General features: G+C 59.4%; 19 protein-coding genes. 8 read left to right on the forward strand and 11 right to left on the reverse strand.

Features of this window, described 5'->3' with window-relative positions; all coding sequences use genetic code 11:
* Nucleotides 1-191: 191 nt before the first annotated feature.
* Nucleotides 192-1,334, reverse strand: coding sequence for an IS481 family transposase (locus tag ACVVH8_RS22110; RefSeq protein WP_213026430.1), 1,143 nt, complete (start codon nucleotides 1,332-1,334; stop codon nucleotides 192-194).
* Nucleotides 1,335-1,458: 124 nt separating this feature from the next.
* Nucleotides 1,459-1,926: a redoxin domain-containing protein gene (locus ACVVH8_RS22115; protein ID WP_315449383.1), complete on the reverse strand. Its 468-nt coding sequence runs from the start codon at nucleotides 1,924-1,926 to the stop codon at nucleotides 1,459-1,461.
* A gap of 113 nt (nucleotides 1,927-2,039) precedes the next feature.
* On the opposite strand from ACVVH8_RS22115, the gene arsC reads away from it, so the two are divergent.
* Genes arsC through ACVVH8_RS22130 form a run of 3 tightly spaced genes read left to right on the forward strand, consistent with a single transcriptional unit; the run spans nucleotide 2,040 to nucleotide 3,414 of the window.
* Complete coding sequence (gene arsC, locus ACVVH8_RS22120) at nucleotides 2,040-2,393, forward strand: arsenate reductase (glutaredoxin) (RefSeq protein WP_475226356.1); 354 nt, start codon at nucleotides 2,040-2,042, stop codon at nucleotides 2,391-2,393.
* Nucleotides 2,390-2,986, forward strand: a complete 597-nt coding sequence (gene wrbA / locus ACVVH8_RS22125) for an NAD(P)H:quinone oxidoreductase (protein WP_475226359.1) — start codon at nucleotides 2,390-2,392, stop codon at nucleotides 2,984-2,986. The genes arsC and wrbA overlap by 4 nt, the downstream gene beginning before the upstream one ends.
* Nucleotides 2,987-2,988: 2 nt before the next feature.
* Entirely contained in the window at nucleotides 2,989-3,414 is a 426-nt protein-coding gene (locus tag ACVVH8_RS22130) for a DUF2069 domain-containing protein (RefSeq protein ID WP_475226361.1), read from the forward strand.
* A 128-nt stretch (nucleotides 3,415-3,542) separates the two neighbouring features.
* Here ACVVH8_RS22130 and ACVVH8_RS22135 read toward each other — a convergent pair whose 3' ends face one another.
* Nucleotides 3,543-4,217, reverse strand: coding sequence for a DNA-3-methyladenine glycosylase I (locus ACVVH8_RS22135; RefSeq protein WP_007917512.1), 675 nt, complete (start codon nucleotides 4,215-4,217; stop codon nucleotides 3,543-3,545).
* Nucleotides 4,218-4,398: 181 nt separating this feature from the next.
* The gene (ttcA, locus tag ACVVH8_RS22140) at nucleotides 4,399-5,223 is read right to left on the reverse strand and encodes a tRNA 2-thiocytidine(32) synthetase TtcA (RefSeq protein ID WP_103306883.1); all 825 of its coding nucleotides are present in this window, start codon (nucleotides 5,221-5,223) and stop codon (nucleotides 4,399-4,401) included.
* A gap of 464 nt (nucleotides 5,224-5,687) precedes the next feature.
* Here ttcA and ACVVH8_RS22145 point away from each other — a divergent pair, with 464 nt between their 5' ends.
* Both ACVVH8_RS22145 and ACVVH8_RS22150 read left to right on the forward strand, forming a co-directional pair.
* On the forward strand, nucleotides 5,688-6,290 hold the full coding sequence (locus ACVVH8_RS22145) for a Yip1 family protein (protein WP_007917515.1): 603 nt from the start codon (nucleotides 5,688-5,690) through the stop codon (nucleotides 6,288-6,290).
* Between the two features lie 148 nt (nucleotides 6,291-6,438).
* Nucleotides 6,439-6,933, forward strand: a complete 495-nt coding sequence (locus tag ACVVH8_RS22150) for a SprT family zinc-dependent metalloprotease (protein ID WP_213026320.1) — start codon at nucleotides 6,439-6,441, stop codon at nucleotides 6,931-6,933.
* Nucleotides 6,934-7,065: 132 nt separating this feature from the next.
* Here ACVVH8_RS22150 and ACVVH8_RS22155 read toward each other — a convergent pair whose 3' ends face one another.
* Nucleotides 7,066-8,247, reverse strand: coding sequence for a CaiB/BaiF CoA transferase family protein (locus ACVVH8_RS22155; RefSeq protein WP_475226364.1), 1,182 nt, complete (start codon nucleotides 8,245-8,247; stop codon nucleotides 7,066-7,068).
* 263 nt (nucleotides 8,248-8,510) lie between these two features.
* Complete coding sequence (locus ACVVH8_RS22160; RefSeq protein ID WP_475226367.1) at nucleotides 8,511-9,845, reverse strand: dicarboxylate/amino acid:cation symporter; 1,335 nt, start codon at nucleotides 9,843-9,845, stop codon at nucleotides 8,511-8,513.
* A 352-nt stretch (nucleotides 9,846-10,197) separates the two neighbouring features.
* Between ACVVH8_RS22160 and ACVVH8_RS22165 the strand changes: the two genes are divergently transcribed.
* Nucleotides 10,198-11,196 carry an AraC family transcriptional regulator gene (locus ACVVH8_RS22165; RefSeq protein WP_475226369.1) on the forward strand — a complete coding sequence of 333 codons (999 nt, stop codon included), beginning with the start codon at nucleotides 10,198-10,200 and terminating at the stop codon, nucleotides 11,194-11,196.
* A 1,204-nt stretch (nucleotides 11,197-12,400) separates the two neighbouring features.
* Here the strand turns inward: ACVVH8_RS22165 and ACVVH8_RS22170 are convergent.
* From ACVVH8_RS22170 to ACVVH8_RS22180, 3 genes are all read right to left on the reverse strand, one after another.
* Nucleotides 12,401-13,747 carry an ATP-binding protein gene (locus ACVVH8_RS22170; protein WP_475226372.1) on the reverse strand — a complete coding sequence of 449 codons (1,347 nt, stop codon included), beginning with the start codon at nucleotides 13,745-13,747 and terminating at the stop codon, nucleotides 12,401-12,403.
* Entirely contained in the window at nucleotides 13,744-14,421 is a 678-nt protein-coding gene (locus ACVVH8_RS22175) for a response regulator transcription factor (protein ID WP_008079190.1), read from the reverse strand. The genes ACVVH8_RS22170 and ACVVH8_RS22175 overlap by 4 nt, the downstream gene beginning before the upstream one ends.
* 150 nt (nucleotides 14,422-14,571) lie before the next feature.
* Nucleotides 14,572-15,177 carry an outer membrane beta-barrel protein gene (locus ACVVH8_RS22180; RefSeq protein ID WP_103307386.1) on the reverse strand — a complete coding sequence of 202 codons (606 nt, stop codon included), beginning with the start codon at nucleotides 15,175-15,177 and terminating at the stop codon, nucleotides 14,572-14,574.
* Nucleotides 15,178-15,318: 141 nt separating this feature from the next.
* Here ACVVH8_RS22180 and ACVVH8_RS22185 point away from each other — a divergent pair, with 141 nt between their 5' ends.
* The gene (locus tag ACVVH8_RS22185) at nucleotides 15,319-16,110 is read left to right on the forward strand and encodes a dienelactone hydrolase family protein (RefSeq protein WP_103307387.1); all 792 of its coding nucleotides are present in this window, start codon (nucleotides 15,319-15,321) and stop codon (nucleotides 16,108-16,110) included.
* Nucleotides 16,111-16,273: 163 nt separating this feature from the next.
* The gene (locus ACVVH8_RS22190) at nucleotides 16,274-16,999 is read left to right on the forward strand and encodes a 4'-phosphopantetheinyl transferase family protein (RefSeq protein WP_475226374.1); all 726 of its coding nucleotides are present in this window, start codon (nucleotides 16,274-16,276) and stop codon (nucleotides 16,997-16,999) included.
* Nucleotides 17,000-17,137: 138 nt separating this feature from the next.
* Here the strand turns inward: ACVVH8_RS22190 and ACVVH8_RS22195 are convergent, their stop codons facing one another.
* Together ACVVH8_RS22195 and ACVVH8_RS22200 are read right to left on the reverse strand one after the other, a co-directional pair.
* Nucleotides 17,138-18,748, reverse strand: a complete 1,611-nt coding sequence (locus tag ACVVH8_RS22195; protein ID WP_103307389.1) for an ATP-binding protein — start codon at nucleotides 18,746-18,748, stop codon at nucleotides 17,138-17,140.
* On the reverse strand, nucleotides 18,745-19,467 hold the full coding sequence (locus ACVVH8_RS22200; protein ID WP_103307391.1) for a response regulator: 723 nt from the start codon (nucleotides 19,465-19,467) through the stop codon (nucleotides 18,745-18,747). Before ACVVH8_RS22200 ends, ACVVH8_RS22195 begins: the two co-directional genes overlap by 4 nt.
* Between the last annotated feature and the right edge of the window lie 271 nt (nucleotides 19,468-19,738).

Below are 19,738 nucleotides of genomic sequence, written 5' to 3' on the forward strand. Positions count from 1 at the left end.
TGGAGAGGTACGCCGACCTGATCCTGTGTCGGTGAATCCATAATCGACTTGATGCAGCCTCACCGATGACCTGATCGACTGGGTCTTTCAGGTCGATGTAGGTCGCAAGACACCTCGGTCGGCCCCCTCTCCCTCCGGGTGTATGTACCGGAGACATGGTGGACACATGTTCGGAGACATGGTGGACGGTTTTAGATCTTCTTACCTGCCGTAACGATCTGCAAGTTCAAGTCGATTCGGGCAATACGATGTCTACTCCAGTAGACATCGTGGATGCCATCTTCCGTCGTTTCCCGGATAGCTACTGACCTCCCATAAAAAGCTTTTCCGACTGTGTATTCACGGTTCCGCCAGTAGATCTCGCCCTTCACCTGAACCTTCCTGACCACATCCCCATCGTCGTACTCCGGCGCCGCGGGCTGCTCCTGATATTCCCGTGGGCTGCTGCTGTAGCGAGTAGCAGGCACCTGCATGTCCAACGCTTGATGTGGACGCTTCTGGTTGTAGATATCACGCCAGATATCAAACGCCCGTTGTGCACCGTTGAGATCAATAAAATGTCGGTCTCGCAGGACTTCATTTTTCAGGCTGCGGTGGAAGCGTTCCAGCTTTCCTTGGGTTTGCGGATGATAAGGTCGAGAGTGCCCGACCTTGATGCCCTGACTCATCAGCCAGACCTCCAGCGCGGTATAAACGCCAGTCTGGTCACCCCAGGGTGAACCGTTGTCCATCGTCATGCGCAAAGGCAGACCATGACGCCGAAAGACCCGGATTAGATGCTCCTGAACGGTTTCACGTCGCTCATCGAGGCAGGCCGCGATACACAGCGAAAACCGCGAATGATCGTCCAGTATCGTCAACGGATGGCAACGTCCCTGAGCCAGGCTGATATGGCCCTTGAAGTCCATCTGCCAAAGATCGTTGGGCGCTTCATGCTCGAAGCGGATAAACGGTTTAATCTCAGCGGCCTTTGAATCAACGCGTGAATGACGCTGTAAAACCGCATGCACGGTACTGACCGAAGGCATTACTGCGCCGCTGTCTTCCAGCACACGTTTGAGCTTGCGAGCGCCCCAAGCCGCGTATTCCTCACTCACGGTCAGAATCTGCTGCTCAACCTCTTCAGCGCAGCGTTTGGGTGACGTCTTCGGTCGTCGAGACTGATCGATCAAGCCCTCTGCACCTGAAGTTTCAAACCTGTTGAGCCATTTGTAGGCAGTGCTTGGGCTGATATTGAATCGGCGGCAAAGCTGCCGGACATTGGCTCCTTCTTGCCGAGCCAAATGCACAAACTCTGAACGAAGCTGCACGGTGGACACCTCTTCCCAGGACACAGGTCATCTCCTTGGTGATGAGCAATGTGTCTATTAAAAAGTGTCCACCATGTCTCCGAACACCTGTCCACCATGTCTCCGGTACATACACCGGGAGAGGGCTGGGGTGAGGGGCTTTTGAAGGCTATTTGTTCGCCTGCAACGCCTCAAGCCTGGCCATCACCCCCGCCGCTGTCTGCTCCCCCAGCAACTGCTCCCGTACCTTGCCCTTGTTGTCGATGATGTACGTCACCGGCAAGGCCTCACTGCGCGGCAAGTCGAACAACTCCGCCGGATCCTGCGCCAGTACAGTGAACTTGATGCCGAGTTTTTCACTGGCGTCTTTCAGTTCTACACCCTGCACGTTGTCGAAGTTGACCCCGAATACACCGACATTCTTGCTCTTGAGTTCATCCGCCAAATGGTTGAGTTCAGGGATTTCCGTGCGGCACGGGCCACACCATTCAGCCCAGTAGTTGATCACCACCCATTGTTTGTCGAGGCGCTCGGACGCCACTTTCTGACCGTTCTGGTCGATACCATAGTCATTACCGCAGCCCCCCAGCATCAACGCCCCGATTATCGTCAATGCCGCTGCCAATCGCCGTGTCATGTCCTGTTCCTTGTGAAAATTTGAATACGCCTGCGACCCATCGCCTCCCGAGGTTCTGGATTGCGCGTTGCACAGTTAGAATAGCCGCCACTTTACGCCAGAAGCGACCCGCCATGACCGATCTGACGCTTTATCACAATCCGCGCTGCTCGAAATCCCGCGGCGCGCTGGAACTGCTTGAAGCCCGCGGCCTGACTCCAAACGTCGTGCGCTATCTCGAAACGCCGCTGGACGCCGCACAGATCAAGGCCCTGCTCGGCAAGCTCGGGATCAGCGCACGGCAACTGCTGCGCACCGGGGAAGATGAATACAAAACCCTGAACCTGGCCGACGCCAGTCTCACCGAGAAACAATTGATCGAAGCGATCGCGGCCCGTCCCAAGCTGATGGAACGACCGATTCTGGAAGTCGGCGACAAAGCCGTCATCGGCCGTCCACCGGAGCAGGTCCTGGAGTTGCTGCCGTGAGCGCGCCGTACATTCTGGTTCTGTATTACAGCCGCAGCGGCTCGACCAACGAGATGGCCCGGCAGATTGCCCGTGGTGTCGAGCAGGCCGGCCTCGAAGCGCGTTTGCGCACTGTGCCGGCGATCTCCACCGAGTGCGAAGCCGTGGCCCCGGACATCCCGGACGAAGGCGCGCTCTACGCGACCCTCGATGACCTGAAGAACTGCGCCGGTCTGGCCCTCGGCAGTCCGACCCGGTTCGGCAACATGGCTGCACCGCTCAAATACTTCCTCGACGGCACCAGCAACCTCTGGCTGACCGGCGCCCTCGTCGGCAAACCGGCCGGCGTGTTCACCTCCACCGCCAGCCTGCATGGCGGCCAGGAAACCACGCTGCTGTCGATGATGCTGCCGTTGCTGCACCACGGCATGCTGATCACCGGCCTGCCCTACAGCGAATCGGCGCTCCTGGAAACCCAGGGCGGCGGCACACCGTACGGCGCCAGCCATCACGCCGGGGCGGATGGTAAAAGTGGTCTTGATCAGCACGAAGTCGCACTGTGCCGGGCGCTGGGCCTGCGTCTGGCCAAGACCGCGCAGAAACTGGAGGACTGACGGTGGCGAAGAAGCCGAAAATCCTGCCCTCCGTCGAGTGGCTTGAGCCGCGAGTGAAGGCGATGCGGGTGATCAGCCTGCTGACCTTTTTTGCGTTGGCCGGGCTGCTCGCCGCCTACTATCTGGTATTCGCCGACCTGCATGGCGCCCGACCGTGGGTGATTCTGCTGGTCGAGCTGATCCCGTGGCTGGTCCTCGCACCGGCGATGATCATGGGCAGCGCCCGTGGGCATTCGTGGATGTGTTTTGTGGTGAATCTGTATTTCATCAAAGGCGCACTGGCGGCGTATGACCCGAACCGGCAGGTGTTTGGTGTGCTGGAGATGGTCGCGAGCCTGGCGGTGTTCTGCTCAGCGCTGCTGTATGTGCGGTGGCGGTATCAGTTGAATCGCAAACTGGCTGGCGAGGGAGAGATCAGCGTCGCCTAAGCCGACGCCATCGCTGGCAAGTCGAATCGTCGCACCGCAGCTCCCACAGGATCTGTGTTGAAACACAATAATGTGATCAATACAAAAACTGTGGGAGCTGGCTTGCCAGCGATTAGAGCGACGCGGTCTTAATGATTCACGGTGTACGCGAGCATCATCGAAATCTGGCTCATCGCCCGCCCGCCGCTCTGTTCATGCCACTGGTTGAATGCATCCTGCACAATCGCCAGATCGCGCAGACTGGTCGGCACCTTGTCGACGATCTTCTGCGCATTCAGCGCCGCGACCACGTCATAGCTCGGCACAAAGGTATCCTTGCCGACCATGCGCAAAAACCGTGGGGCCGATAGTCCGCCCAGTTGATGGCCGTGTTTTTTCAGGTAGGTCCACAGGCCGACAATGTCGGTCACCGGCCAGTCGGCGATCAGCGCGCCGAAGCTGCCCTTGTCTTTCTCGACATCCAGAATGAACTGCGCATTGCGCGGCACGCTCTTGAGCTTGCCCAGGTGACGGATGATCCGTGCGTCCTGCATCAGCCGTTCAAGATGTTCGGCACTCATCAGCACGACTTTTTCCGGATCGAACTTGAAGAACACTTCTTCGAAGGCCGGCCATTTGGCATCCACCAGACTGTGCTTGAGCCCGGCACGAAACACGCGCAGGGCCATGGTCGAGAGGTAACGATCGTCGCTGATTTTGCGCAATTGCGCCGGGGTCTTGGGAACGGGCAGATGGGCTTCCAGTTCAGCCGCCGAACCAAAGCGGTTCAGACAGTATTCGTGCAGCCACTTGTAATCGCGCATGCCCTCTCCTGGGAAATGAAACGAAAATCCAATGTAGGAGTGAGCCCTGTGGTGAGGGGATTTATCCCCGATGGGGCGCGAAGCGCCCCCAGAAGAGCTTGGGTCTGCTGCGCAGTCCATCGGGGCGGTGCGACGTTTCGCTAAATCCCCTCACCACAGGGCTCACTCCTACAGTTTGTGTTTAAAGGTTTACGACATTGACGAAGCGCGAAGCCGCCGTCTCATCGATCTTCAGGCTGGTGAAGTCGAACAGGTTGCGGTCGGCCAGTTGCGACGGCACCACATTCTGCAGACTGCGGAAGATGCTTTCAGTTCGCCCCGGGGTCTTGCGGTCCCAGTCCTGAAGCATTTCCTTGACCACCTGACGCTGCAGGTTTTCCTGCGAACCGCAGAGGTTGCACGGGATGATCGGGAATTCCTTGAGGTCCGAGTAGGCCTGGATGTCCTTCTCGTTGCAGTACGCCAGCGGACGGATCACCACGTTGCGGCCGTCATCGGCGCGCAACTTCGGCGGCATCGCCTTGAGGGTGCCGTTGAAGAACATGTTGAGGAAGAACGTCTCGACGATGTCGTCGCGATGATGACCGAGGGCCATTTTGGTCGCGCCGATTTCGTCGGCAAAGGTATACAGCGTGCCACGACGCAGGCGCGAGCACAGCGAACAGGTGGTCTTGCCTTCCGGGATCAGCTCTTTGACCACCGAGTAAGTGTCTTTCTCGACGATGTGGTACTCGATGCCCAGCTCTTTGAGGTAGGCCGGCAGCACGTGCTCGGGGAAGCCCGGCTGCTTCTGGTCCATGTTCACCGCGACGATCTCGAACTTGATCGGTGCAACCTTCTGCAGGTGCATCAGCACGTCGAGCATGGTGTAGCTGTCCTTGCCCCCGGACAGGCAGACCATGACCTTGTCGCCGTCTTCAATCATGTTGAAGTCGGCGACCGCTTCCCCGGCCAGGCGGCGCAGGCGCTTTTGCAGTTTGTTCTGGTTGACCGTAAGAGTGCCCATGACGCGAAATCCGTGAGGTGTGACGAAGGGCCGGCATTTTACGCAAAAACGTCGTGGGGGCGAAGGGCCGTGGGTCTGTCCCATTCTTCCGAGGTCTGCATTGCCCTCTGTGGCGAGGGGATTCATCCCCGATCGGCTGCGCAGCAGTCGTCAAGCCATCCACCGCGAAGTATCGGGAAAATAGAGTTCTGAGGTTTTGGGGCTGCTTCGCACCCCATCGGGGATGAATCCCCTCACAACAAATGTATTTCCAGGATAACCAAGAGTTGATACCAAGAGCCTGCGGCGATTAAGCCCCCTGTTTACAGCGCGATTTGCTCTAAGCCCCTAGTCCCTGTGCGGTTAAGTCCTTTCTATACTGCGACATAAGGTCGCACACATCTGAAGACCTGAATTTGCTCGGCCTCATTGGCCCGTAGGCGCTCCGTTGGGGGGCGATGGCAATAACAAGAGGAGTGACTGGCATGATCCATCACGTAGTGGGACTTTTTACCCACCCCGATCAGGAATGGAAGGAAATCCGTGGCGACCAAGAGGAAAGCATCAGCCACATGTACCTGACACACACGCTGATTCTGGCGGCGATCCCCGCTGTCTCGGCGTTCATCGGCACCACGCAGGTCGGTTGGGTGATCGGCAATCGCGCGCCGGTCATGCTCACGGTCGAAAGCGCCATCTGGATGACGGTCATGTCGTATCTGGCGATGCTCGGCGGGGTCGCGGTGATGGGCGCGTTTGTGCACTGGATGGCCCGCACCTACGACGCCAACCCGAGTCTGGCCCGTTGCGTGGCGTTTGCCACCTACACCGCGACACCGTTGTTTGTCGGCGGGCTGGCGGCGCTGTATCCGCATATGTGGCTGGGGATGATCGTCGGCACGGCGGCCATCTGCTACACGGTGTATCTGCTGTATGTGGGGCTGCCGACCTTCATGAATATTCCGTCGGACGAAGGTTTTCTGTTTTCCAGCTCGGTGCTGGCGGTGGGTCTGGTGGTGCTGGTGGCCATCATGGCGTTCACCGTGATCGTCTGGGGCCTGGGCGTGGGGCCCGTGTACACCAACTGACGCAATGACTCTCCGAGAAAAACAAGATCTGCCAATACAGGCCGCCGCAAGGCGGCCTTCTCGTATCGCTGATGACCATTCGGCAGTTCGGCGATTCGCAAGTCCACAGGGTTGCGGCATACTCGACGCCTCTGGAGATCCATCAAGCATGCCCGAGCAACTCAATACCCGCGTCGAAGACTGTTACCAACTCGCTGAATCCTTTTTCAAACGTCATTTCCAACGCCCCGTGGTGAGCCTCAAGCTGCGCGGGCAAAAAGCCGGGGTCGCGCATCTGCACGAGAACCTGCTGCGCTTCAACCCGCAGTTGTACCGGGAAAACACCGAACACTTCCTCAAACAGACCGTGGCCCACGAAGTCGCGCACCTGATCGCCCATCAACTGTTCGGCGACCGCATCCAGCCCCATGGTGAGGAGTGGCAACTGATCATGCGTGGCGTCTACGAACTGCCGCCGGATCGCTGCCACACGTATGCAATCAAACGCCGCAGCGTGACCCGCTATATCTATAAGTGCCCGTGTGCCGACAGTGATTTTCCGTTTTCGGCGCAGCGCCATAGCCTGGTGCGGCAGGGGCGGCGGTATTTGTGCCGGCGGTGTCGGAGCACTTTGGTGTTCAGTGGTGAGATGCGCGTGGAATAGTCAGTTTTGCAGTGACCTGACTGGCCCCATCGCTGACAGCCAGCTCCCACAGTGTCCGAGGTGGCCACATAAACCATGTCCGACACAAAACCTGTGGGAGCTGGCTTGCCAGCGATAGGGCCAACACAGACGCTAAAGAATCACCTTGGATGCACGCAGCTCGGCAATCCGCTCGGGACTGAACCCCAACTCCCCCAACACTTGATCCGTATGCTGCCCCAACCCCGCGCCAACATGCCGTGGCGCCGGCAACGCCTCGGAAAATTTCAACGGACACGCCATTTGCGCCTGGGTCGTGCCATCCCCGCGCGGCACCTGGGTCACCAGTTCCCGAGCCTGTAACTGTGGATGGCGCACCGCCTCCCCCAGACTCAACACTGGCTCGACACACGCATCGATCCCGGCAAACATCTCGCACAGTTCGGCAAAGTCATGCTTTTCGAATTCGACCGTCAGCGCGTATTTCAACGCCCGCTGCTGCTCAGGCTTGGGCGACAAGCCTTGCGCCGCCAACTCCGGGCGACCCAGCGCCGTGCACAATTGCTGCATGAACCCAGGCTCGAGACTGCCTACCGACATCCAGCGCCCGTCGCGAGAGCGGTAGTAGTCGTAAAAGCTGCCCCCGTTGAGCATCTGATCTTCCCGACCCGGCGACTCGCCGCAAGCCAGATACCCGGCACCGGCCATGGCGTTCAGGCTGAACGCGCAGTCGGTCATGCTCACGTCCAGGTGCGTGCCCTGCCCGGTGTGCTGGCGGGCAATCACCGCCGCCAGCAAACCGATCACCCCGTGCAGCGAACCACCGGCAATATCCGCCACCTGCATGCCCAGCGGCAACGGCCCGCTGTCGGCGCGGCCGGTGTAACTCGATAACCCCGCCAGCGCCAGATAATTGATGTCGTGCCCGGCGCGATCCTTGTACGGCCCGGTCTGGCCGTAGCCGGTGATCGACACGTAGATCAGCTTCGGGTTGATCGCCTTCAGCGCTTCATAACCCAGGCCCAGGCGCTCCATCACGCCGGGGCGAAACTGCTCGAGGACGATGTCGTAGTCGGCCAGCAGTTGCTTGACCACCTCCAGTGCCTCGGGCTGTTTCAGATCCAGTGCGAGGCTGCGTTTGTTGCGATTGAGATAGGCGTGGCTAGCCGACATACCCTGATCGTGAGGCGGCAACACCCGCAGCAGATCCAGACGGGTCGGCGACTCGATCCGCAACACTTCGGCGCCCATGTCGGCCAGCAACAGCGAGGCGAACGGCCCCGGTAGCAGCGTCGAGAAGTCGAGGATTTTCAGTGAGGCCAGCGGTGCAGACATGGGCGAACTCCTTGGGCGATGCACTCAGCCTAGGCAGCGATACCGCGTACGGCAATCACCGGAAATGTCAGCGAGTGTGACCGTTACGCTCAAACAGCAGGCAAGAAAAAACCCCTGTGCCGAGGGGATTCATCCCCGATGGACTGCGCAGTATTCCCTTCTTTTCAGTCAAAGAAGGGGCCGCTGCGCAATTCATCGGGGATAAATCCCCTCACCACAAGGGCTCTTCACAATCCGGCATCGCAGTGATGCCGGTTTTTTACTTACTTGACGTTGCTCGGCGTCGGGCCTTCAGCCACACCCAGGTCGTCTTCAGGACGGGTATCAGCGATACCGCGACCACCCGAAGCCAGCTCGGCTTGCAGGGTATCGGTGTCCAGCTCTTTCACCCACTTGGCAACCACGATGGTCGCAACAGCGTTACCCACCAGGTTGGTCAGTGCGCGCGCTTCGGACATGAAACGGTCGATACCGAGGATCAGCGCCAGACCGGCCACCGGCAGGTGACCCACCGCCGACAGCGTGGCCGCCAGCACGATGAAGCCCGAACCGGTCACACCGGCAGCGCCTTTGGAAGACAGCAGCAACACCACCAGCAGCGTGATCTGATGGGTGATGTCCATGTGCGTGTCAGTTGCCTGAGCAATGAACACCGCCGCCATGGTCAGGTAGATCGCAGTACCGTCGAGGTTGAACGAGTAGCCCGTCGGGATCACCAGACCCACGACCGATTTCTTCGCGCCCAGACGCTCCATCTTGATCAGCATGCGTGGCAGTACCGATTCCGACGACGAGGTGCCGAGTACGATCAGCAGCTCTTCACGGATGTAGCGGATCATCTTCAGCACGCTGAAACCGTGCATGCGCGCGATACCGCCGAGCACGATCAGAATGAACGCCAGGCAAGTGATGTAGAAGCAGATCATCAACTGACCCAACTGCACCAGCGAGCCGACACCGTAGGCACCGATGGTGAATGCCATCGCACCGAAGGCACCGATTGGCGCGAGCTTCATGATCATGTTGATGATGTTGAACATCACGTGAGCGAAGCGATCGATGAAGTCGAGGATCGGACGGCCATAGTCGCCCAGGCGATGCAGGGCGAAACCGAAGATCACCGAGAACATCAGCACTTGCAGGATGTCACCGGTAGCGAACGCGCCGACGATGGTGGTCGGGATCACGTTGAGCAGGAAGCCGACAACGCTTTGATCAGCGCCTTGTGCCACATAAGTCGCGACTTTCGAGGCGTCCAGGGTGCTCACGTCGATGTGCATGCCGGCGCCCGGCTGCACGATGTTGACCACGACCAGACCGACCAGCAGAGCGATGGTCGAAACAATTTCAAAGTACAGAAGTGCGTAACCACCGGTCTTGCCGACCGACTTCATGTTCTGCATGCCGGCGATGCCGCTGACCACGGTGCAGAAAATGATGGGGGCGATGATCATTTTGATCAGCTTGATGAACCCGTCACCCAGCGGCTTCACCGCCACGCCGAATTGCGGGTAGTAGTGGCCGAGCGCGATACCGATACAAATTGCGACGATCACCTGGAAATACAGGGATTTGTACAGTGGCTGACGAGTCGTCATTGCAAGATTCCTCAAGCGTCCCGCGTGGCAGCATCCATCTGCTGACCGCGAAACCTGAATTGCGAACCCTCCTGCACTGGAGGGATTTGTTGTGTCGAGCGACGCTTTTTCCTGCCGGATCAACGCACGCTTCTGTCGCTCTTATCGCAAACGTCGTGCCACTTTGGTGCGTTTCGTAGCAAGCCTTTTGATATCAGGGATTACAGGGTCGTTTTTGTCACCGTCTGGTTACTCCAGTGTGGCGGATTTCCGCCAACTCGCCCGATCTCGTCCTACAATTTGGCGGAAATCCGCCTTGTTGCCAGATTCACCCCCAGCTACCATCCGGCGCCAGAGGAAGGATTTGTCGCTTATGCGCGAACGCACCATCGCCAGTCATTTCGCCCGTGCCGCCCTCGGTGGTGCGCGCCGCCTCGGATTCGATTATTCGGGCCTGCTGCTGGAACTGGGGATCAGCCCTGAATTGCTCGACGAGCCCCGTGCGCGCATCGCCCCGGAGCAGTTCACCCAGTTGATCCAGAGCCTGTGGCTGGCACTGGACGACGAATACCTGGGCTTCGGCAAGGCACCGAGCAAACCCGGCAGCTTCGCCATGATGTGCCACGCCTCGATTCATTGCCGCAATCTGGAAAAAGCCCTGCAACGCGGCTTATTGTTTTATAGCCTATTCCCCGACGCCCCGCGTCTGACCCTGAGCCGCGAAGACGAATGGGTGCGCCTGAGCCTCGACGATTCACAGTTGTGGGACCCGGATCACTTCCTCACCGAAAGCCTGCTGGTGATCTGGCATCGCCTCGGCAGTTGGCTGATCGGCCAGCGCATCCGCCTGGAGCAGGCGACGTTCAGCTACGCGAAACCTGCGCACGGCGCTGAATACGACCTGCTGTTTCCCTGCCCGTTGGTGTTTTCAGCGGATCAAAGCAGTCTGCTGTTTCACAGCCGTTACCTGCACATGCCACTTTTGCAGGATGAACGCACCCTCAAACACTTCCTCGAACGCTCCCCCGCTGACTTGCTGTCTCGTCCGGATGATGGCGACAGTCTCAGCAGTCGCCTGCGCCGCTTGCTCAGCCGCGACAGTGCGCACTGGCCGGATCTGGAAGCGGTGGCGGCGCACTTGCACATCAGCCCGCAAACGCTGCGCCGGCATTTGCGTGAGGAAGGCACGAGTTTTCAGGAGTTGAAGGATCAGTTGCGGCGGGATATCGCCATTTATCATTTGGGGCGGGCGGATCTGTCGTTGCAACAGATTGCCGAGCAGCTGGGGTTTTCCGAGCCGTCGGCGTTTCATCGGGCTTTCAAGAAGTGGACGGGGGTGACGCCGGGGGCTTATCGGGCGCAGGAGCAGTGAGGTGTCTTCGAGATCTCGCCTTCTGAAATACCGTGGATTTCGGAGGTGGGTTTGTTTGTCTGGGATTTCTGGGGGTTTGGGGTTTGGGGTTTGGGGTTTGGGGTTTGGGATTTGGGAGCATATCCGTTGCTGCGGTAACGGCTGCTTAGGGTTCCGCCCTTACGGCGGGTCACTTTTGGCAAACGCCCCAAAAGTAACCAAAAGGGCTGCTCCCTGACGTACGGCACTTCGCTTAGGCTCAGTGTTCCCTCGCTACGGCGTCCATCCGGGGGCATCGCCTCCGGTTTGCTGCGCTGCACCTCCTCTCGATGTGTTTGGCTTCGCCAAACGGCGCTGCGCGCCTGCCCCGGATGAACACCTCCGCTCGGCCTGCCGATGGGGCTGAAGATCAAGAGCAGGATCAACAGCCAGATCAAAAGCCAGATCAACAGCCAAATCAAGAGCCCCTCACCCTAGCCCTCTCCCGGAGGGAGAGGGGACTGACCGAGGTGTTTGGGAGAGCTACGCCGACATGAAATACCGAGTCGAACTCGGATTCGAAAGGCTCACAAATCGGCGCCCTCTCCTTGGGGAGAGGGCTGGGGTGAGGGGCAAACCCAACACAAAACCAAAGCCGACCACACGCTTTTCACCACTCAACACAATGAGCGTCAGCTCAAGTACCGCTCTTGACCTTCACCAATCAACACAATGAGCGTCAGCTCAAGTACCGCTCTTGACCTTCACCAATCAACACAATGAGCGTCAGCTCAAGTACCGCTCTTGACCTTCACCAATCAACACAATGAGCGCTAGCTCAAGTACCGCTCTTGATCTTCACCAATCAACACAATGAGCGTTAGCTCGAGTACCGCTCTTGATCTTCACCAATCAACACAATGAGCGTTAGCTCGAGTACCGCTCTTGATCTCAACGCCCGTCGGAAGGCTGAGCGGAGGGATTGATCCGGGGTGGGAGCGCAGCGACCGTTTGGCGAAGCCAAACACATCGAGAGGAGGTGCAGCGCAGCAAACCGGAGGCGATGACCCCCGGATCGATCCCGCAGCGAAGGAACCCGAGCCACAGCGAGGGCCGTACGTCAGGGTAAAGCCTTTTTGGTTACTTTTTCGGCGTCTGGAAAAAGTGACCCGCCGTAAGGGCGGAACCATAGGAAGCCGTTACCGCAGCAACGGATATGCCCCCCAAAACCCAGCCCCCCCCCCCCTCAAACCGCAGGAAAATGAATCCGAAACGCCGCCCCCCCCATCGGCGAATTTCCCAACATCAACTTCGCGTTATAACTCTCGATAATATCCTTGACCACAGCCAACCCGATCCCCTGCCCCGGATGCTGCCGATCCAACCGCTCCCCACGCTCCAGAATCCGCGCCCGCTGATCCGGCGGCACCCCCGGCCCATCATCCTCGACACACAAATCAATCCCGGCCAGGCTCTCACGCACACTGATACGCACCTCACCCAGACACAGCCGATACGCGTTCTCCAGCAAATTCCCCATCATTTCCAACAAAGCGCCCTGCTCGATCGGCACATAACAATGCTCCGGCAAATCAAACGCCACCCGCACCTGCTTGTCGCGATACACCTTGTCCAACGTATCGCACAGACTTTTAAGCACCGGTTGCAAGCGCACCTGATGCCGCACCAGACCGCTTTTACGCAAACTCGCCCGCTGCAACTGATAACTGATCTGCTGACTCATACGCTCGATCTGGCTCTGCAGCACCCAGGCCTGATCCAGATCCTTGGGCCGTTGCGCCATGTCCTCACTGACCCCCTGCAACACCGCCAACGGCGTTTTCAGACTGTGCGCCAAATCATCCAGAGAATCGCGATAACGACTACGCTGCTGCCGCTCGCTCAGCAGCAATCGGTTCAGCGAGCCCGTCAGACGCAACAGCTCGCGCGGGTGTTGCTCAGTGAGACTTTCACGCGTGCCGCCCTCGATCTCATCCAGCTCCTGACTGAGTTGACGCAAGGCCTTGAGGCCCCAGGTCAAGCCGATCCACAACAGCGCCAGCAAAACGAGCAACGCTGCGCCGAAGCCCAGATAAAGATTTTCGCGCAAGCCTTCAAGGGTAGTTTCGTACTCACGCACTGGTTGCAGGGCGACGATGCTGAACGCCGCACTTTTACCGCCAAGCAGTTTCACTTCAACGTCGTAGACGAAGAACTCCTGACCGCTGGCCTCGCGAATTCGCGCGAATTCGTTACCGAGGCCGTCGTAACGCGGCTTGTAGTTGATCTGTTCCTCTTGAGTGGCTTTCGAGCGCCAGACCAGATGCCCCTCACGGTCGTAGATATAGCCGAGCAGCCGGAAGTCGGTGAGGTTGAAACGCTCATCCGGCAACTGCGAAGGCATGACCAGTTTGCCGTTTTCAATGCGCGCAGCCGAGATCAGCGTGGTGACGTCCGAAGCCAGGCGCTGCTCGATCGAGTCCTGCAACGCGAGGCTGAATGCGCCCTGCATGGCCGGCAGCAAGGCGAGCATGAACAACACCGCCAACGTGGTGGCGGCGAGCATCAACCGGACGCGAAGAGAACGAATCAAGTGCAGCGCTCATTGAACAGGTAGCCGAGGCCGCGCACGGTGTCGATCGGCTTGAACCCGGCCGGGCCTTCGAGTTTGCGGCGCAAGCGGCCGACCAGCACTTCGATGACGTTCGGATCGCGCTCGTCGTCGTCCGGATAGAGTTGCTCCATCAGGCGATCCTTGGGCACCACTTGCTGGTGATGGCGCATGAGGTATTCGAGGATGCGGTACTCGTACGCGGTCAGCGCCAGCGGTTGCTCGTCGAGGGTCGCCTGCTTGCGATTGAGGTCGAGCAACAGCGGGCCGGCGACGATGGTCGACTGGGTAAAACCGCTGGAGCGGCGCAGCAAGGCATTCAGGCGCGCGTCGAGTTCTTCGAACTGGAAGGGTTTGACCACGTAGTCGTCGGCGCCGGCAGCGAGGCCTTCGACCTTGTCCTGCCAGTTGCCACGTGCGGTGAGGATCAGGATCGGGAAGGTCTTGCCGCCCGAGCGCAACTGCCGGATCAGGTCGAGACCGCCCATGCCCGGCAGACCGAGATCGATCACCGCCAGGTCAAAGTTGAACTGTCCGGTCTGGTACAACGCCTCCTCGGCATTGGCCACGGACTCAACCACGTGGCCGCTCTCCGTCAGACGGGTTTGCAGGTGATGGCGCAACAGCGCTTCATCTTCGACGACCAACAGTTTCATATCGCTCTCCCGGGCAAATCAGAATCTCCAAAAACACACCTGTGGGAGCGAGCCTGCTCGCGAAATCGGTGGATCAGTCAATGAAGATGTCGACTGACACATCGCCTTCGCGAGCAGGCTCGCTCCCACATTTAGCCTGGCGGCAACACTTTAGAAAAAGTAGTTGGCTGACAGGTAAGTCTGCGCGCTACTGGTCAGGTCCAGCGAGCCTTGCTTGCTGCCACCGCGTTCGCTCATCTCGGTGCTGGCATTGCTGCGCAGGTAACGGTAACCGAGTTCCACCGAAGTGTTTTGCGAAACTTGCTGCATCACACCGAACTGGCCGCCGACCGCGTAACCGATGTCACTGTCGCGGCTATAGCCTGGCGACTCCTGGGTCAACTTGGTCAAACCCGCCGTCGCGCCGCCGAACAATTTGGTGGTGCTGCCCACCGGGTAGAACAGATCGTAGCTGCCCAGCAGGTTTTCCTGGCGCAGTTTAATGCCATTGTGCGAACCGGACACGTTGTCGTAAGTCGCGTAGTAGCGGCCCTGCGAGTTTTGCTGGCCGAGGCGTACGCCGTAAGTGTTGTTGCCGTCGATCGCGCCGGTGGCGTTAGGGTGATCGAGGTTGTTGTTCAGAGCATGGGATTTGTCGATCTTGTCACTGGTCTGGCCGAAGGTCAGACCGGCGAAGTTCGAAGTGGTGTCGGCCTGGGCCGCGACGCTGGCGCTCATTACGGTCAATGCCAGCAGCAGTTTATTAAAACGAGTCATGGGATTTCCTCTTTCACAGTGCTGTTTGGGTATGGCGCAAGGTTACTGACCCTCCCCTGTACCGCCCCTGAACACTCTCTGAACCTGACCTGAACCAAATCGACTAGGCTGTTCTGAGCACTTTTCGCCAAGGAGACCGATATGCGCCTGTTCCTCGCCCTCACGTTCCTCGCTGTCAGCAGCCTCACTCAGGCTGCGATCAAGACCGCAGAAATCCCCTATCAAAGTGCCGACGGCACACAGCTGATTGGCTACTACGCCTACGACGACGCCATCAAAGGCAAACGCCCGGGAATTGTCGTGGTACATGAGTGGTGGGGCTTGAACGAGTACGCCAAGCGCCGCGCACGGGACCTGGCTGAGCTGGGATATAGCGCGCTGGCGATTGATATGTACGGCGAGGGCAAGAACACCGAGCACCCGAAAGACGCCATGGCGTTCATGCAGGCGGCAACTCAGGATGCGGCGGCCTCCAGCAAACGTTTTGAGGCCGGGCTGAACCTGCTGAAGAAACAACCGCAGACCGACGCGAACAAACTCGCGGCCATTGGTTACTGCTTCGGCGGTGGCGTGGTGCTGAATGCGGCGCGCCAGGGTGAACCGCTAGCCGGTGTGGTGAGTTTCCACGGTGCACTGGCGACCAAGACCCCGGCCACACCCGGCAGTGTGAAGGCGAAGATTCTGGTGGAACATGGCGCCTTGGACAGCATGGTCACGCCGGACAACGTCAGCGCCTTCAAAGCGGAAATGGACAAGGCCGGTGCTGACTATAAATTCGTCAGTCTTGACGGTGCCAAGCATGGCTTTACCAATCCGGATGCCGATCGCTTGAGCCACGGCGAGCACGGTGGCCCGGATATCGGCTACAACAAGGCTGCCGATGAAAAATCCTGGGCGGACATGAAAGCGTTCTTCCAGAAAATCTTCAGCTGACCCGCCCGCACCTGATCGTTCCCACGCTCCGCGTGGGGATGCAGCCCGGGACGCTCTGGGTCCCAAAGCGGACGCAGAGCGTCCATTGAGGTGTTCCCACACAGAGCATCGGAACGATCAGTGCCTCTACCCAGTTTGACTGCCAAACGGCAAAATGCCTGCCATGAATCCTACCCCCGCCCTGCCCGCTTGCTGCACCCCGCTCGATACCCACTGGCCAATGCCGACGGTGTTGCCTGACACCGTGCTGCTCAGCACTCACTTCGATCCGTCACAACTGCTCGGCGATGATTTCCGGCGCAGCGCTATCGAGCCACCGCCAAGCATTCAACGCTCGGTGGCCAAGCGCCAGGCGGAGTTTCTCGCCGGGCGCATCTGTGCCCGCGCGGCGTTACAGCAATTGGAAGGCACTGCAGTGGTCCCGGCGATCGGCGAAGATCGCGCGCCGGTGTGGCCGGCACATATCTGCGGTTCGATCACCCACAGCACCGGTCGTGCGGCAGCGATTGTCGCCAACAAGCAGCATTGGCGCGGTCTGGGCATGGATCTGGAAAACCTGCTCAACACCGAACGCGCCGAGCGTCTCGCCGGGGAAATCCTCATACCGGCAGAAATGCGGCGCATGGCCGCCGGTGAGAGGGAGCAACTGGCACTGTGGGTGACGCTGACGTTTTCGGTGAAAGAAAGCCTGTTCAAGGCGCTTTACCCGATCGTGCAGAAGCGCTTTTACTTCGAGCACGCGGAAGTGCTGGAGTGGACGGAACAAGGCCACGTGCGCTTGCGCTTGTTGACGGACTTGTCGAACGAATGGCGCAACGGCACCGAGCTGGATGCGCAGTTCGGTGTGCAGGATGGGCAGTTGTTGAGTCTGGTCAGCATTGCGGCCTGAAATCTTTATCGTCTGTCGGGGCCTCATCGCTGGCAAGCCAACTCCCACAGTGCCGGTGATGGACACAGACTTGATGTACGCCCTGAAACCTGTGGGAGCTGGCTTGCCAGCGATGGGGCCAGCACTACTATCCACGATTCAGCGGCGCTCCTGATTCCTCGGCCAGCTCAGGCTGAAGCAAGCCCCACCCAGACTCTTGCTCTTGCCAATGATTGCGCGGCCGTCATGCCAGTGGATGATCCGCCGCACAATCGACAAGCCCAAGCCATGTCCGCCTGACGCCCGGGTACGGCTGTCATCCAGACGCAGGAACGGCGTGAAGATTCGCTCCCACGCCACCTCCGGCACACCCGGCCCGTCGTCCTCGACGTCCACCCGACAACGCAGCTGCCCGACCTGGTAACTCACCGTAACGTTGGAGCGCGCATGGCGCATGGCGTTGCTCACCAGATTCTGCAATGCCCGGTGCAGATAACGCGGCTCGGCCTCGACCCAGGCGTCGTCGTTATCGGCTGCAGACAGGCACAAGCCGCGCTGCACCGTGACCTCGGCGCGCAGCGGCGCCAGTTCTTCAATGACCTGATTGACCAGCGCGTCGAGATCAATGCGCTGGAACGTCAGCGCCGGCGAGCCCTGCTCCAGCCGGGCATAGGTGAGCATTTCATCGACCAGCTTATCGAGGTCTTCGATGTCGTGATCCATGCCCTCACGGTACTTTTCCAGCGCTTGCGGGGTGGTCGCCGAACCGATCATCTCCAGACCGAAACGCAAGCGCGCCACCGGCGTGCGCAACTCGTGGGATACCGCGCGCACCAGTTCGCGCTGGATCGCCAGCAACTGCTGCAAGTGCTCAGCCATTTTGTTGAACGCCGAGGCGAGGCGTCCGACCGAGTCGGCACCGCGCGCCGGCACACGGGTTTCCAGGCTGCCCTTGGCGATACGTGTGGCCGCCGCTTCAAGGCCGCGCAAACGCCGTTCGAGCTGGCGCACCAACAGATAAACGATAAGGCCGATCAAACTCAGGCCGAGCGCGGCGATCAACACCAGCCACTCCGGCGGATACGGATTCATCTGATACAGCGGGCCGATTTCCAGTACCCACGGCGTGCCGACCATGCCGGCAAACACGCGGATCGAATCGCCACCCTTGCCCAACGCCATCACCGTGTCGCCCTCAGCCACGCGACGACTCTGATCCTCATCCATGTCGGCGTCGTTCACCGTGACCAGGCGCAGATCGAATCCGAAGCCCTTCTCTTCCTTTATTTGCGCCAACCGCTTGGGCTGCTCGCCCACGGGCACGCGCACCAGCTCATCGGCCAACAGGTAAATCGTCGCGCGGGCCAGTTGCTCGCTGATCTGCTGCACCTCTCCTACCAGCACAAGTTGCTCCTTGTCGCTGACCAGCCGGTAAACCTTTGCCGCATGCGGGCCGGTCTGCTCTACCAGCGCCTGACCGCGCTGGACCCGGGTGCGCTGGGTCAGGTCGAGATCGGTCTCGGCAAACTTTTTCAGCGCCAGTGGAATCCCGAGCAAACGCTCCCACACCAGCAGCGCGCGATGGCGCTCGGTTTCGTTCATCGGTTGCAGATTGTCGGCCATCAGCGAGAACGTGCCATGGGCCAGGCGCTCGCGGTATTGCTCGCTGCGCACCTGGTTAAGCAGGTTCAGCGCGAGCACGCCGAGCACCGCCACCAGAATCAGCGCGGCGCACATGCCGCCGTAAATGCGCAGGAAGATCGAGTTCACAGCGGCAGGTCTACGCAGGCTTCGGGGACAAACAGATAGCCCTTGCTGCGGATGGTCTTGATCAGGCGCGGGTGATCGGGGTCATCGCCGATTTTCGGGCGGATGCGCGAGATGCGTACATCGATCGAGCGATCCTGGCCGTCATAGCCGATGCCACGCAGCGCGGTGAAGATTTCCTCCCGGGACAGAATTCGCCCGGCATTGGACACCAACAGCCAGAGCAGATCGAATTCGGCGCTGGTCAACTCGATGCCGTTGTCGCTCAACCAGGCTTCGCGCAAAGCGTCGTCCACCACCAGTGGGCCGAATTGCAGTCGACGGCTTTTTTCCGCGACGGGCTCCGGTGTGTCACTGCGTCGCAGCAGCGCCTGAATCCGCGCCAGCAACAGGCGTGGGCGCACCGGTTTGCAGACGTAATCGTCGGCACCAAGATCAAGCCCCTGAATCTGATCGGCATCGTCGGTACGCGCCGTGAGCATCAGGATCGGCCCGTCATAACGGTCGCGCACCTTGCGGCAGATACTCAGGCCATCTTCACCGGGCAGCATCAGATCGAGGATGACCAGATCCGGTTGCTCCTTGATGATCCGCGCCGCCGCCAGTGCACCGTTGCCTTCGATTTCGACGCGCAGTCCATTGGCTTGCAGGTAGTCGCGAGTGAGTTCGGCCAGACGCTGATCATCCTCGACTATCAATACCTGAAAGGCTTGTTGCTCCACCGGTGACCTCTGCTTGCTGTTTTTATTAATAGAAGGGATCGCTTGGATCAGCTCCTGCAAAAGCATGCGTGGTGCCAGATCATCCTGATCATTTGTCATGTTTCTGGAGGAAAAATATGCCTGCGCATGGCCCGATTGTATAAACGGCGTACAGCCAGAACACAAGTCGGTAAATGCGTTCGGACAAGGCGGTTTTTTGTGATAGGGTTCGCGCCCTTAAAAATCCGCTGAAGCGTTTTTCCCGGCGAAAAAACAGTGACAAACGGTCTAG

Source organism: Pseudomonas trutticola BRTCR10 (assembly GCF_056155105.1).